Source organism: Leifsonia sp. CL147 (assembly GCF_900114565.1).
Taxonomy (GTDB): Bacteria; Actinomycetota; Actinomycetes; order Actinomycetales; family Microbacteriaceae; genus Leifsonia.
Genome location: NZ_FOTM01000014.1, coordinates 49609 through 62686, shown reverse-complemented (window position 1 = coordinate 62686; position 13078 = coordinate 49609). Strand labels below are relative to the sequence as shown.

14 protein-coding genes are annotated in these 13078 nt (G+C 71.0%); 11 read left to right on the top strand and 3 right to left on the bottom strand.

Annotated elements, in window-relative coordinates:
• Window positions 1-7 precede the first annotated feature (7 nt).
• The 7 genes from BM287_RS12610 (at window position 8) to BM287_RS12580 (ending at window position 7094) form a co-directional block, all read left to right on the top strand.
• Complete coding sequence (locus BM287_RS12610; RefSeq protein WP_170857539.1) at window positions 8-1390, top strand: alpha/beta hydrolase; 1383 nt, start codon at window positions 8-10, stop codon at window positions 1388-1390.
• Window positions 1391-1534: 144 nt separating this feature from the next.
• Window positions 1535-1822, top strand: coding sequence for an Asp-tRNA(Asn)/Glu-tRNA(Gln) amidotransferase subunit GatC (gatC, locus tag BM287_RS12605; protein WP_211772975.1), 288 nt, complete (start codon window positions 1535-1537; stop codon window positions 1820-1822).
• Between the two features lie 4 nt (window positions 1823-1826).
• On the top strand, window positions 1827-3374 hold the full coding sequence (gene gatA, locus BM287_RS12600) for an Asp-tRNA(Asn)/Glu-tRNA(Gln) amidotransferase subunit GatA (RefSeq protein ID WP_090040162.1): 1548 nt from the start codon (window positions 1827-1829) through the stop codon (window positions 3372-3374).
• On the top strand, window positions 3374-4894 hold the full coding sequence (gene gatB / locus BM287_RS12595; protein ID WP_090040160.1) for an Asp-tRNA(Asn)/Glu-tRNA(Gln) amidotransferase subunit GatB: 1521 nt from the start codon (window positions 3374-3376) through the stop codon (window positions 4892-4894). The genes gatA and gatB overlap by 1 nt, the downstream gene beginning before the upstream one ends.
• A gap of 115 nt (window positions 4895-5009) precedes the next feature.
• On the top strand, window positions 5010-5567 hold the full coding sequence (locus tag BM287_RS12590) for a YbaK/EbsC family protein (RefSeq protein WP_090040157.1): 558 nt from the start codon (window positions 5010-5012) through the stop codon (window positions 5565-5567).
• A 62-nt stretch (window positions 5568-5629) separates the two neighbouring features.
• The gene (locus BM287_RS12585) at window positions 5630-6574 is read left to right on the top strand and encodes an oxygenase MpaB family protein (protein ID WP_090040155.1); all 945 of its coding nucleotides are present in this window, start codon (window positions 5630-5632) and stop codon (window positions 6572-6574) included.
• Between the two features lie 4 nt (window positions 6575-6578).
• On the top strand, window positions 6579-7094 hold the full coding sequence (locus tag BM287_RS12580) for a PaaI family thioesterase (protein WP_244528240.1): 516 nt from the start codon (window positions 6579-6581) through the stop codon (window positions 7092-7094).
• Between the two features lie 3 nt (window positions 7095-7097).
• On the opposite strand, the gene BM287_RS12575 is transcribed toward BM287_RS12580, so the two are convergent.
• Complete coding sequence (locus BM287_RS12575) at window positions 7098-8810, bottom strand: long-chain-fatty-acid--CoA ligase (protein ID WP_090040151.1); 1713 nt, start codon at window positions 8808-8810, stop codon at window positions 7098-7100.
• A gap of 10 nt (window positions 8811-8820) precedes the next feature.
• Window positions 8821-9483 (bottom strand): SDR family oxidoreductase, encoded by a 663-nt coding sequence (locus BM287_RS12570; RefSeq protein ID WP_090040149.1) that lies wholly within the window; start codon window positions 9481-9483, stop codon window positions 8821-8823.
• Window positions 9484-9582: 99 nt separating this feature from the next.
• Here BM287_RS12570 and BM287_RS12565 point away from each other — a divergent pair, with 99 nt between their 5' ends.
• The 4 genes from BM287_RS12565 to BM287_RS12550 all read left to right on the top strand — a co-directional run bounded on the left by BM287_RS12565 (window position 9583) and on the right by BM287_RS12550 (window position 11862).
• Window positions 9583-9885 carry a DUF6412 domain-containing protein gene (locus tag BM287_RS12565; RefSeq protein ID WP_090040241.1) on the top strand — a complete coding sequence of 101 codons (303 nt, stop codon included), beginning with the start codon at window positions 9583-9585 and terminating at the stop codon, window positions 9883-9885.
• 90 nt (window positions 9886-9975) lie between these two features.
• Complete coding sequence (locus tag BM287_RS12560) at window positions 9976-10749, top strand: YidC/Oxa1 family membrane protein insertase (protein ID WP_090040147.1); 774 nt, start codon at window positions 9976-9978, stop codon at window positions 10747-10749.
• A gap of 34 nt (window positions 10750-10783) precedes the next feature.
• Window positions 10784-11107: a hypothetical protein gene (locus tag BM287_RS12555; protein ID WP_244528238.1), complete on the top strand. Its 324-nt coding sequence runs from the start codon at window positions 10784-10786 to the stop codon at window positions 11105-11107.
• A 53-nt stretch (window positions 11108-11160) separates the two neighbouring features.
• On the top strand, window positions 11161-11862 hold the full coding sequence (locus tag BM287_RS12550; protein WP_090040145.1) for a hypothetical protein: 702 nt from the start codon (window positions 11161-11163) through the stop codon (window positions 11860-11862).
• A gap of 13 nt (window positions 11863-11875) precedes the next feature.
• Here the strand turns inward: BM287_RS12550 and BM287_RS12545 are convergent, their stop codons facing one another.
• A complete protein-coding gene (locus tag BM287_RS12545) occupies window positions 11876-12880 on the bottom strand; it encodes an aldo/keto reductase family protein (protein WP_090040142.1) in 1005 nt (334 codons plus the stop codon).
• Window positions 12881-13078 lie beyond the last annotated feature (198 nt).

Below are 13078 nucleotides of genomic sequence, written 5' to 3'. Positions count from 1 at the left end.
GGACGGAGTGCTGGTCGGCTTTGCAGCTGTACTGATTACCTCGGTCGTCTCCGGACTGACCGGGGCTTCTGCGCTGCCCGCGGAGGCGGCGCCGGCCCCGGTCGCATCCATTTCTTCTGCGGCATATCTCTCCACGGCTTCGTCCGCCCGCAGTTCATCCGTCGCCGGCCCGGTCTCCGACGTGCCCTCCGGACCGGTCGGCGGCAGCGCTTCCGCGGCGGTTCTCAGCACGCTCGCGGGAGTCAACGCGTCGGCCCTGCCGTCCTTCCTCGACGCCAACCGGGCGAAGCTCCAGGCCTTGCTCGTCCAGGCGCCGGCCGCCGCAGAGGTGAGCCGGCTCTGGAATCTCATCGACCCCGCCAAGCAGAAGCTCCTCATCGAGGCGGCGCCGCACGTGATCGGCAACCTGGAGGGGGTGCCGTACGCGGTTCGCGGCCGCGCCAACGCCCTCGACCTGTCCCGGACGATCGCCGGCGTCACGAAGACCCTCTCCTCAGAGCACGGCCGGACGGAGCGCGTGACTCTGCAGCGTCAGCTCGAGACGCTGAACAACGTCAAGAAGGCGCTCTCGAAGCACGACGGCGTCACACGCACGCTCGTCACGCTCGACCCGTCGCCCGACGCCAAGGCAGCCATCGTCGTCGGCGACCTCCGGACGGCGGCCTATGTGAGTGTGCTCGTCCCCGGGATGTACATGTCGGTCGGTGAGCAGATCGAGGCGTGGGCCCAGGTCGCCCAGGAGCAGTACGACCTGCAGACCGGTGTGCTCCGCCGCATCCTCGGACCGCGCGGCGGCGCCGCGGCGCCCGGGGTCGCGGTGGTCGCCTGGATCGGCTACCAGACCCCCGTGCTCACGAACATCGGCGGCACCGCGCTCGCCACGCAGGGCGCCGACAGCCTGGAGCGGACCCTGCAGGGGATCCGTGCGCTGCGCGAGGGCGACCAGCCGTTCCTCAGCGTCTTCGCTCACTCCTACGGCTCGACTGCTGCGCTGATGGCGCTCGAGCGTCACACCGTGACCGTGGATGCGCTGGCGCTGATGGGCTCACCCGGAAGCGCCTCCCAGACGGTCGCCGGGCTCTCGGTCGCAGGCGGCAACGTCTTCGTCGGTGAGGCTCCCATGGACCCCATCGTGAACAGTGCGTTCTTCGGCAGCGACCCCGGCTCGCCCGGATACGGCGCGAAGCCGATGGGTGTGGGCGGCGCGGTCGACCCGCTCACGCACGCGACCCTCGCCGGTTCGTCGGGTCACAATGCGTACTTCACCGCAGGCACGGAATGCATGCGCAACCTGGCGATGATCGGCATCGATCGGGGCGACCTCGTGCTCGATAAGGACGGCGTACCCGAGGACGGGCCGGGCTCGAACGCAGCGCAGGCGTCGCGCTGAGACCCTGGCCACGAGGCCGGCCCCGGGGGCACGGCCTGTTCGGCTCGCTCTAGAATCGAGAGAGGCGGGCCGCGACGCGAGCGCCGCCACTTCACCACCGAATCCCACGGAGACGCACCCTTGTCTGAAACCAGCGCAGGCGAAATCAGCGCGGAGCAGGTCGCGCACCTGGCCAACCTCGCCAGGATCGACCTCAGCCCGGAAGAGCTCGAGAGCCTCACGAAGGAGCTCGGCCAGATCGTCGAGTCCGTCGCCAAGGTCCAGGAGGTGGCCGGTCCCGACGTTCCCGCGACCAGCCACCCGCTGCCCCTGACCAACGTCTTCCGAGAGGATGTGGTCCGGCCGTCGCTGACGGTGGAGCAGGCGCTGTCCGGAGCTCCGGAGCGCGAGGGCGACCGCTTCTCGGTCGCCACCATCCTGGAGGAGGAGTAAGCGCATGACCGATCTGACCAGGCTCTCCGCCTCCGACCTCGCCGAGCGGCTCGCCAGCCGTGAGGTCTCCTCCGAGGAGGCCGTCCGCGCCCACCTCGACCGGATCGAGGCCGTCGACGCCGACGTCCATGCGTTCCTCCACGTCGCCGGCGACAAGGCCCTGCGCACCGCCGCAGAGATCGACGGCCGCCGAGCGGCGGGCGAGCGGCTCGGTCCGCTCGCCGGCGTCCCGATCGCGATCAAGGACGTCCTCGCCACCGAGGACATGCCCTCGACCGCCGGGTCCAAGATCCTCGAGGGCTGGCTCCCGCCCTACGACGCGACCGTCGTGCGCCGCCTGCGCGAGGCCGACCTCGTCCCGCTCGGCAAGACCAACATGGACGAGTTCGCCATGGGGTCCTCCACCGAGCACTCCGCCTACGGCCCGACCCGCAACCCGTGGGACCTGGAACGCATCCCGGGCGGCTCCGGCGGCGGTTCGGCGGCAGCCGTGTCCGCCTTCGAGGCCCCGATCGCGCTGGGCTCCGACACCGGCGGCTCGATCCGTCAGCCTGCGGCCGTCACCGGCTCGGTCGGCGTCAAGCCGACCTACGGCGGTGTGAGCCGCTACGGCGCGATCGCGCTGGCCAGCTCGCTCGATCAGGTGGGCCCCGTCTCGCGCACGGTCCTTGATGCCGGCCTCCTGCACGACGTCATCGGCGGTCACGACCCGCTCGACTCCACCTCGCTCAGCGACACCTGGCCGTCGATGGCCGACGCCGCGCGCGCCGGCCGCCGCGAGGGCGCCCTGTCCGGGGTCCGGGTCGGCGTGATCCGCGAACTCGCCGGCGAGGGTTTCCAGAAGGGCGTCAAGCAGCGCTTCGACGAGGCGCTCGTGCTGCTGGAGTCCGCAGGAGCCGAGATCGTCGAGGTCGGAGCCCCCAGCTTCGAGTACGCGGTGTCGGCCTACTACCTGATCCTCCCGGCGGAGGCGTCCAGCAACCTGGCCCGCTTCGACTCCGTGCGGTTCGGGCTGCGGGTGAACCCGTCCGACCCTCCCGTCACCGTGGAGCGCGTCATGGCGGCGACCCGCGACGCGGGCTTCGGCCCGGAGGTCAAGCGCCGCATCATCCTCGGCACCTACGCCCTGAGCGCCGGCTACTACGACGCCTACTACGGCAGCGCGCAGAAGGTCCGCACGCTCATCCAGCGCGACTTCTCCGCGGCCTTCGAGAAGGTGGATGTGCTGGTCAGCCCGAGTGCGCCGACCACCGCCTTCAAGCTCGGCGAGAAGATCGACGACCCGATGGCGATGTACCTCAACGACATCACCACGATCCCGGCCAACCTCGCCGGGATCCCGGGCATGGGACTGCCGATCGGACTCGCGCCCGAGGACGGCCTCCCCGTCGGGATGCAGCTGATGGCGCCCGCCCGCGCAGACGCCCGCCTCTACACCTACGGCTCGGCGCTGGAGCGCCTGCTGGAGGAGCAGTGGGGCCACACACTGCTCAGCCAGGCGCCGGACCTGAGCGCCACCGAGATGTTCGCAAGCGAAGAGGGAGCCGTCTGATGGCGAACAGCACTGCCCGGAACGTGCAGCTGATGGACTACGACCGCGCGCTCGAGCTGTTCGAGCCCGTGCTCGGCTTCGAAGTCCACGTCGAGCTGAACACGAAGACCAAGATGTTCTGCGGCTGCGCCAACGAGTTCGGCTCGGGCGCGAACACGAACACCTGCCCGACCTGCCTCGGCCTCCCCGGCGGCATGCCGCAGGTGAACGAGAAGGCCATCGAGTCCAGCATCCGCTTAGGCCTCGCGCTCGGCTGCGAGATCGCCGAGTCGAGCCGGTTCGCCCGGAAGAACTACTTCTACCCGGATCTGGCGAAGGACTTCCAGACCTCCCAGTACGACGAGCCGATCGCCCACGACGGCTCCATCACGATCGAGCTGGAGAGCGGCCGCGAGATCACCATCGCGATCGAGCGCGCCCACATGGAGGAGGACGCGGGCAAGCTGACCCACGTCGGCGGCGCGACGGGCCGCATCCACGGCGCCGATCACTCGCTGGTGGACTTCAACCGCGGCGGTGTGCCGCTCGTCGAGATCGTCACGAAGGTCATCGAGGGCGCCGAGGCCGATGCGCCGGAGGTCGGTCGCGCCTACGTGCGGGTGATCCGCGACATCGTCAAGGGACTCGGCATCTCCAACGCCCGGATGGAGGAGGGCAACGTGCGCTGCGACGCCAACATCTCCCTCCGTCCTCGCGGCACGACGAAGCTCGGCACGCGCACCGAGACGAAGAACGTCAACTCGCTGCGCTCGATCGAGCGCGCCGTGCGCTACGAGATCCAGCGTCAGGCGGCGATCCTGGAGGCCGGCGGCACCATCGTCCAGGAGACGCGCCACTGGCACGAGGACTCGGGCACCACCAGCGCCGGCCGTCCCAAGTCGGACGCCGACGACTACCGCTACTTCCCGGAGCCCGACCTCGTGCCCGTCGCGCCGAGCCGCGAGTGGGTGGAGGAACTGCGCGGGACGCTGCCCGAGCCGCCCGCCACGCGCCGCAAGCGCCTCACCGCCGAGTGGGGATTCACCGCGCTCGAGTTCCAGGATGTCGCCAACGCCGACCTGCTGGACGAGGTGGAGGCGACGATCGCCGCGGGCGCGGGGCCGGCGGCCGCGCGCAAGTGGTGGACCGGCGAGATCGCCCGCCTGGCGAACGCGCAGAACGTCCCGGCCGGCACCCTGGTCAGTCCGCGGCACGTCGCCGAACTCGCCGCCCTGGTGGACGCCGGCACGCTCACGGACCGTCTCGCTCGGCAGGTGCTCGAGGGCGTCATCGCGGGCGAGGGCGGCCCGCAGGAGGTCGTCGACGCCCGAGGACTCGCGGTCGTCTCCGACGACGGCGCGCTGATCGCCGCCATCGACGAGGCACTGGCCGCGCAGCCGGACGTGCTGGCGAAGATCCGCGACGGCAAGGTCCAGGCCGCCGGGGCCGTCATCGGCGCGGTGATGAAGGCCATGAAGGGGCAGGCGGACGCCGCCCGCGTCCGCGAGCTCGTCCTGGAGCGCGCTGCCGCGACCGAGTAGACGGTGCATCCACCGACGAGTCGACGCAGACACGCCGTCTCCGCGCCCTGCGGGACGGCGTGCTGTGTCCACTCGCGGATTGCGGATTCCCCGCCGCCGTGTGCAGAGTAGGCGCATGGGCGTGTTCACTCTCGGCGGCCTGACGACCGCTCCTGCTTCCTCCCGCACCGACCTGCTCGCTCCCTCCACGCTGGCGATGCTCGAGGGTCTCGGCCGGCTGGACGAGGTCGGGGTGGTGGAGATCGACCCCGGCATCTCCGACACCGCCGCGACGCGCGACGAGTTCGGCCTGGACCCGGACGATCTCGCGAACTGCGTCGTCGTCGCGGGCAAGCGCGAAGGCGTGGAGCGGATCGCCGCGTGCGTCGTCCTCTCCACCACGCGTGCGGATGTCAACAACACCGTGAAGCGCCTGCTGGATGTGCGCAAAGCGTCGTTCCTCCCGATGGACCGCGCAGTCGAGCTCACCGGGATGGAGTACGGCGGGATCACGCCGATCGGCCTGCCCCACGGCTGGCCGGTGCTGGTCGACCGGCGGGTCGCCGAGCGGGACGTGGTGATCATCGGCTCGGGCGTCCGCCGCTCCAAGATCCTCCTTCCCGGCCGATTGATCGCCGAGCTTCCGGGTGCGCAGCTGATCGATGGCCTCGGCCTCGACGCGACACCGCGATGAAGGCGCCGAGATGAGCGCCGTGATGAGCACCTCAATGACGGCAGCTCGGTGACCGGCCCGATATGACAGGGACCGTCGTCGACCGCGTGCTCTCGCCGGTCCGCTCGCGCCTGATCGAGACCCTGGCCGGCCGCTCGGACGAGGTGCCCGCCTGGATCCTGCGCCTCGAGGACGGCGAGGACGCGGGCTTCTTCGCCCCCGGCAGTGCGGCGTGGGCCGTGCACGGCGGGATGCCGACCCTCGTCGCGGGCGTCCGCGCCCTCCTGCTGCAAGCACTGCACCCGGGAGCGCTGGCCGGGGTGCGGGACCACTCGCGCTACCGGGAGGATCCGCTCGGGCGGCTGGCCGGCACCATCCAGTGGATCCACACGGTCACCTTCGGCAGTCGCGGCCAGGCCGCCGCCGCCTCGGACATGGTCCGCGTGCTGCACCGCCGGGTCACCGGCCGGTATGTCGACGGGCACGGGGCGGAGCGTCCGTACTCCGCGAGCGACCCGGACCTCGCGCGCTGGGTGCACCTGTCGTTCACGGACGCGTTCCTGACCGCGCACGAACGCTGGGGCGACCCCATCCCCGGTGGACCGGACGCCTATGTCGCCGACTGGGCGACGGCGGCCGACCTGATGGGCGTCGAGGACCCACCGCGGACGGCCGCCGGGCTGCGCGCCCAGCTCGACGCGATCACCGACGCCGGCGACCTGCGCGGAGGCCCCGAGGTCGACGAGATCGTGCGGTTCATCCGCCGGGCGCCGCTGCGGCCGGTGCTGCGCCCGTCGTACCGGATCGTGTTCCGCGCGGCCGTCTCGACGCTGGATCCCCGTCACCGGCTGCTGCTCGGGCTGCCACGGACGCCCTGGGAGCCGCTGCTGCCCATCCACTCGGCCACCGCAACGGTCCTCCGGGGCTCGCGCATCCTGCTCGGGCCGCACACCCAGGCGGAGCTGGCGGCCCGCCGGCGCCTGGCGCGCCTCGCGGGTGCGGCGGCGGATCCCGATGCGAGAGGATGACCGTATGGATGAGGCCACCACCGAACGCATCGAACGCACCCGGACGGTCACCTGGGAGGATCCGGCGCCCGGAGTCACGCGGATGCCGACGATGACCGGGCTGGAGTACCTGCGCTCGATGATCCGCGGCGAGCTGCCGCCCCCGCCGATCACAGCGCTGATGCGGATGACCCTCGTCTCCGCAGATCCCGGGACGGTGACCTTCGCCTGCGAGCCGGACGAGTCGCACTACAACCCGATCGGGACGGTGCACGGCGGCTTCGTCTGCACTGTGCTCGACTCGGCACTGGGATGCGCGGTGCAGACGACCCTGCCGCAGGGACAGGGCTACACGTCCATCCAGATCACGGTCAACTATCTGCGGCCCGTGTTCGCCCACACCGGTCCGCTCACCTGCACGGCGACGGTGACGAAGCCCGGGAACCGGGTGGCCTTCGCCGACGGCGTCGTCACGGATGGCGCGGGCAAGACGGTCGCGACCGCCACGGGATCGCTGCTCGTCTTCCCGATCGGCGACTGACGCTCACGCCCCCTGGGCCGCCAGCAACTGGTCCCGCACCTTGCGGCGGATCACCTTGCCGACGATCGAACGCGGCAGCTCGTCCACCTGCACCACGTGCTTCGGCACCTTGTAGGGAGTGAGACAGTCGCGGCCGTAGGCGCGGATCGCCTCCTCGTCGAACGACGCCCCGGCCTCCATCACGACCGCGGCCACCACATCCTCGCCGCCGCGGCGGTGGGGGAGACCGACGACCGCGACATCGGCCACTCCCGGGAACGAGCGCAGCGCCTCCTCGACCTCCGTCGGCGACACGTTGAAGCCGCCGGTGACGATGAGCTCCTTGATGCGGTCGACGATGCGGACGAATCCGTCCTCATCCATCGTCACGATGTCGCCGGTGCGGAACCAGCCGTCGTCCGTGAACACCGACGACGACTCGTCCGGCTTGCGCCAGTATCCCGAGAACACCTGCGGACCGCGGGCGAGCAGCTCGCCCTCCTCGCCGAACGGCCGATCGACCGACGGATCCTCCGGATCGGCGACGCGTAGTTCCGTGCTCGGCAGCGGCAGGCCGACGGTCCCCGGCTTCCGTGTCGCCCCCACCGGGTTCGCCATCAGCACGGGGGAGCACTCGGAGAGCCCGTAGCCCTCCACGAGGTAACCGCCCGTCTCTCCCTCCCACAGGTCGACGATGCCCTGCGGCAGGCTCATCGCCCCCGAGATCGCGATCTGGATGCCCGAGAGCGACACCTTCCGCTTCTCCGCCGCCTGCACCAAACGCTCGTAGATCGGGGGAACCGCGGGCAGGAACGTCGCCGGCCGCTTCTTGACCACATCCAAGACCAGGTCCGGGTCGAACTTCGGGAACAGCACCAGGCGTGCGCCCATGCTCATCGCGAACGTCAGACAGAGGGTGAGACCGTAGGCGTGGAAGAGCGGAAGCACCGCATAGACGACGGAGGTTCCCCGCTCGATCGTCGGAACCCACGCCCGGGCCTGGGCCGCATTCACCGTCAGGTTGCCGTGCGTCAGCATGGCGCCCTTCGGTCGGCCGGTCGTCCCCGACGTGTACTGGATGAGCGCGAGGTCGTCGCGCTCGGGCCGCGGGGAGGAGGCTTTCAGGCGACGGGAGGTCACCAGCGAGTCCCAGCGGATCGTCCCCGAGACCTTCGCCGTCAGCTGCTCCCGCGTCGTGCGGGCCGCCGGGACGGGGAGGCTCAGCGCGAACCGCTTGGAGGCCGGCATCGCGCGCGTCAGGTCGACCGAGACGACCGTGGTGACGCCGAGGTCTGCGGGGAGATCCTGGACGGTCGCGGCGACCTTGTCCCAGACGATCGCCACGGTCGCTCCGTGATCCTCGAACTGGTGCCGGAGCTCGCGCGGCGTGTACAGCGGGTTGTGCTCGACGACGACCGCGCCGAGGCGGAGGACGGCGTAGAAGGCGGCGACGTGCTGCGGGCAGTTCGGCAGCACCAGCGCGACACGGTCGCCCTTTGAGACGCCCAGCTTGCGCAGGCCCTCCGCGGCGCGGGCGATCTGGTCGCCGAGCTCGGCATAGGTCGTCGTCGCTCCGAAGAACTCCAGCGCCACGTGCCGGCCGTAGGCACGGACGGAGTCGTCGATGAGGTGAGCGAGGGAGCCGTCGGGCACCTCGACCTCGGCCGGGACATCCGCCGCGTACGAAGCCACCCAGGGCCGCGCGTCGGAGGGGGAGTGGTCGTTGTCCGCTGTCACGCGCGCAAGCCTACGCGGACGCGACCAGCGCTCGCACAGCCTCCTCGATGGGAGTCTCGCCGCCGACGACCTCCCATTGCCGGCCGATCGTCCGCGGCTCGTCCAGGGCCGCGGCGATCAGGCGCGCGACGTCCTCTCGGGCGATGGTTCCGCGGGGGACGGTGTCGCCGAGGGTGACGGACCCGGTGCCCTCCTCCGTCGTCAGGCCGCCGGGCCGCAGGATCGTCCAGTCCAGAGTGGATGCGCGCAACGCCGCATCCGCATCCCGCTTCGCCTCCACATAGGCCTTCCACACCGGGTCGGTGTCGTCCACCGGGGCGTCGACTCCCCAGGCGGAGATCTGGACGAAGCGGCGGATTCCCGCCTGCGCGGCCGCCTCCTGCGACTTCGTGGACCCGGCGAAGTCGACGGTTCGCTTGCGCTCGGCTCCGGAACCCGGGCCGGCTCCCGCGGCGAAGACCACTGCGTCGCAGCCCGCGATCGCGGCCGCCAGCGTGTTCGCCTCTGCGCTCTCGAGGTCCACGAGCGCACCCTCGCCGCCGAGGCGGTAGACGTCGTCGGCGTGCTCGTCGTTCCTCACGACGCCGACGAAGTCATCGCCGCGGTCGTAGAGCACTCGCATGAGCTGCTGAGCGACTTTTCCGTGGGCACCGATGATCGCGACTCGAGTCATGCGTCCATCCTTCCACCGTGCCTCCGGAGCACGCGACACACGTCCGCCTGACGCGAACGCTCTCGGATTCCTGCCCCAGCCTCTGTTAGCGTCATGACCATGACCGCCCTGCTCGAGCTGCTCGGACGCTCCCTCGCGTCCGCCCTCGGGATGCTGGGCGTGCACAGCCCGGCCGGCGTGATCGCCCTCGTGGGCGTCGCCGGTGCGCTGGGTCTCGTGGCTGTGGTCGCAGCGGCCACATTGCGGTCGGTTGCAGCGCTGGCCGCCTCGCTCCGCCTCCGATCGGTGTGGTCCCGCTCCGCGGCGCCGGTCGCCGGCTGGCTCGCCGAGAGCCAGTCCGCACCGGATGCGGACGGCCGCCCGCGCCCGAGGGCGCCCGCCGTCTCCCTGCCGGTCGCGTAGTCCGGCGTCCGCCCCGCCGCCGGCGGGACGGAGCAGTGCGCGACCAGACGTGTCCACCACTCGTCCGATCCGCAGGGAATCACTTCACTCATGGACTTCTTCACCTGGCCGCCCATCGCGGCCGTCCTCGACGGCGCCTACCGTCTCGTCACCGCTCTTTCCGCCGCCGTGGAGCCGCTCGCCGGCACCGCCGCCGGCCTCCTCGCCATCGTCGTGCTGACCGTGATCGTGCGCACCGTCCTCCTCCCCGTCGGCGTGAGCCAGGTGCGCGCCGAGTACAACCGACGGCGTCTCGCCCCCCGGCTCGCCGAGCTCCAGCGCCGCCACGGCGGCGACCGCGAGACCCTTGCGCGCAGGACGATGGAGCTCTACCGGGAGGAGCAGGTGTCGCCCTTCGCCGGGATGCTGCCCCTTCTCGCGCAGATCCCCGTCGTCACGCTCGTCTACGCCGTCTTCACGCATCCCACCATCGCCGGCCACGCCAATGCGCTGCTCGGGCAGCATGCGTTCGGTGCGCCCCTCGGCACCAGCTTCGTCGGGCTGACCGGCGCGGGTGCCGGCGTCTGGCCGGCGATGCCCGTCTACCTCGGCGTGCTCGCCCTGATCGCGATCGTCATGACCGTCTCGCGCCGCGTGCTGACGCTGCCGCAGGCCCCGGGCGCCGGCACGACCACGGGGATGCTGCGCACCCTGTCGTTCCTGCCCTACGTCACGGTCGTCTTCGCCGCGTTCGTCCCGCTCGCAGCCGCCGTGTACATCCTCACCTCGTCGGCGTGGACGGTCGGCGAGCGGTGGATGCTCCGCCGCCTCCTCGATCCGCAGCGGCGCGCAGGCGGCAGCCCTCGTCCGACGACCTCGCACTGAGCGCCCGCACATCCCGGGATGCCACTATGGGTCCATGTGGAAGCGCAGCGCCAAGGACACGGGGCCGGTCGACGCGAACGTCCAACGTCCGGACGTGCCCGGTCTGGGCGTCGGCGTCCAGGTGTGGGTGAAGGAGAACCTCCCGCCGGCCTCCGACGACTGGGTGGGAGAGCCGACCGGCGTGATCATCTCGGCCGGGGACCGCAACCTGCGCACCGTCTATGGTCCGCTCGACAGCTGGACGACCTGGACCGTCGCCTTCTCCGAGCCGCAGTACCGGCGCGATGGGCGCGGGCCGTACGAGACGGCGGTCATCCCGGCGTTCCTGCTCGTCGCCGCGGAACCTGCCGTCGACTGAACCGGTTCGCCTGACCACTACCTCCGCCCTCGGCGCGAATCTACAATGACTTCATGTTCGTCGAGGGCACCCTTCGATGGCAGGTCACGGAAGACTGCCCGTGGGACCTGCTCGTCGCCCTCGCCGTGCGCGACCTGGCCGGGATCGCCGCCCTCGCCCAGCCGTCCCTGCCGCGACTGCAACCGGCCGTGACGCCGGTGCTGCAGCCGCACCGCGAGTCCCGTCCCGCGCAGCCTGCCGACGGGCGGACGCGACCCCGGCCCGCTCCCGTGCTGCGCCCGCACCCTGCACGTCCCGCGGACGACGCCGTGAGCACGGGAACAGCAGAGGCCCTGGCCGTCCAATGGCAGGCGTGGTTCGAGGTGGCGGCGGACCGGCACCGGCGCCTGTCCGCTCCGCTGCTGCATCCACCGCACTTCGAGGCGTTCGACCGGGCCATCGAGCTGCAGGATGCGGTGATCGCGCACTACGCCGCCGCGGCGGACTGGGCGGCCGCCCGGCATGCGGAGTATGCGGCCGTGAGCGCCGAGTCCCACCGCCGCCGCGCCGCCGACATCGTGGATGTGGTCCGCGAGCGGGAGCACGAACTGCGGAGGCAGGCCGGCTACTTCCGGCTCGACCTCGAAGTGCTCCCGCTCGCCGAGAAGGGCGCGTGGATCATCGGTCCGCACACGGTCGCGGTGAGCACATCCCTGCGCGAGGACTCGGCCGCCTTCCGCGCCTGGCTCCGCCCCCTCGTATCCGCCCTCGTCTGATCCGAGCCCGCGCTCAGGCGGGACGCTTGGCGGGGGAGACGGTCAGCGCCGGGTCGGTCTCCGCTATATCGCCGACGGCCTCGTCGATGCGCGCCAGCACGTCGCCGGAGAGCTTCACCCCGGCCGCGGCGGCGTTCGACTGCACCTGCTCCGGGCGGGAGGCTCCCACGATCGCGCCGGCGACGTTCGGGTTCTGCAGGACCCACGCCACGGCGAGCTGCGCCATGGTGATGCCCAGCTCGTCGGCGATCGGCTGGAGGCCCTGGACGGCCGTGAGCACGTCCTCCCGCAGGAAGCCGCGGATCGCGTTCGCTCCGCCCTTCTCGTCGGCCGCCCGGCTGCCCTCCGGGGCCTCCTGGCCGGGCTTGTACTTGCCCGTCAGGACACCCTGAGCGACCGGCGACCACACGATCTGCGAGATCCCGAGCTCAGCGGAGGCCGGGACCACCTGCTTCTCGATGACCCGCCACAGCATCGAGTACTGCGGCTGGTTGGAGATGAGCTGGATGTTCAGCTCCTTCGCCAGGGCGTGCCCCGCCCGCAGCTGGTCGGCCGTCCACTCGCTCACGCCGATGTAGAGGGCCTTCCCGGCGCGCACGACGTCGGCGAACGCCTGCATGGTCTCCTCGAGCGGAGTCTCGTGGTCGTAGCGGTGGGCCTGGTACAGGTCGACGTAGTCGGTCCCGAGACGCTGCAGCGAACCGTCGATCGACTCCAGGATGTGCTTGCGCGAGAGCCCGACGTCGTTGTGCCCCTTCGGGCCGGTCGGCCAGTAGACCTTCGTGAAGATCTCGAGGGAGGCGCGTCGCTCGCTCTTCAGCGCATCCCCGAGCACCTGCTCGGCGGCGGTGTTGGCGTAGGCGTCCGCTGTGTCGAAGGTGGTGATCCCGGCCTCGAGAGCAGCCCGGACCGACTGCGTCGCGATGTCGTTCTCGACCTGCGATCCGTGGGTGAGCCAGTTGCCGTAGATGATCTCCGAGATCTTGAGTCCGCTGTTGCCGAGGTACCTGAATTCCATGGCTCCAACGTATCTCGATTGCCCATTCGTCACGAATGTGGCGCTGGCGGGGGTGGGGGTGCACATTCGTGACGAATGTTGCGCTGGCGGGGGTGAGAGTGCACATTCGTGACGAATGTTGCGCTGGTGGGGGTGAGAGTGCACATTCGTGACGAATGTCGCGCTGGCGTTGGCGGGGGTGGGGGTGGACATTCGTGA

Coding starts and splice junctions, on each gene's coding strand:
- BM287_RS12550 (WP_090040145.1), top strand. CDS start 11,161: ATGTTCGTCGAGGGCACCCTTCGATGGCAGGTCACGGAAGACTGCCCG.
- gatA (WP_090040162.1), top strand. CDS start 1,827: ATGACCGATCTGACCAGGCTCTCCGCCTCCGACCTCGCCGAGCGGCTC.
- BM287_RS12590 (WP_090040157.1), top strand. CDS start 5,010: ATGGGCGTGTTCACTCTCGGCGGCCTGACGACCGCTCCTGCTTCCTCC.
- BM287_RS12555 (WP_244528238.1), top strand. CDS start 10,784: ATGTGGAAGCGCAGCGCCAAGGACACGGGGCCGGTCGACGCGAACGTC.
- BM287_RS12580 (WP_244528240.1), top strand. CDS start 6,579: ATGGATGAGGCCACCACCGAACGCATCGAACGCACCCGGACGGTCACC.
- BM287_RS12560 (WP_090040147.1), top strand. CDS start 9,976: ATGGACTTCTTCACCTGGCCGCCCATCGCGGCCGTCCTCGACGGCGCC.
- gatB (WP_090040160.1), top strand. CDS start 3,374: ATGGCGAACAGCACTGCCCGGAACGTGCAGCTGATGGACTACGACCGC.
- BM287_RS12565 (WP_090040241.1), top strand. CDS start 9,583: ATGACCGCCCTGCTCGAGCTGCTCGGACGCTCCCTCGCGTCCGCCCTC.
- BM287_RS12545 (WP_090040142.1), bottom strand. CDS start 12,880: ATGGAATTCAGGTACCTCGGCAACAGCGGACTCAAGATCTCGGAGATC.
- BM287_RS12570 (WP_090040149.1), bottom strand. CDS start 9,483: ATGACTCGAGTCGCGATCATCGGTGCCCACGGAAAAGTCGCTCAGCAG.
- BM287_RS12585 (WP_090040155.1), top strand. CDS start 5,630: ATGACAGGGACCGTCGTCGACCGCGTGCTCTCGCCGGTCCGCTCGCGC.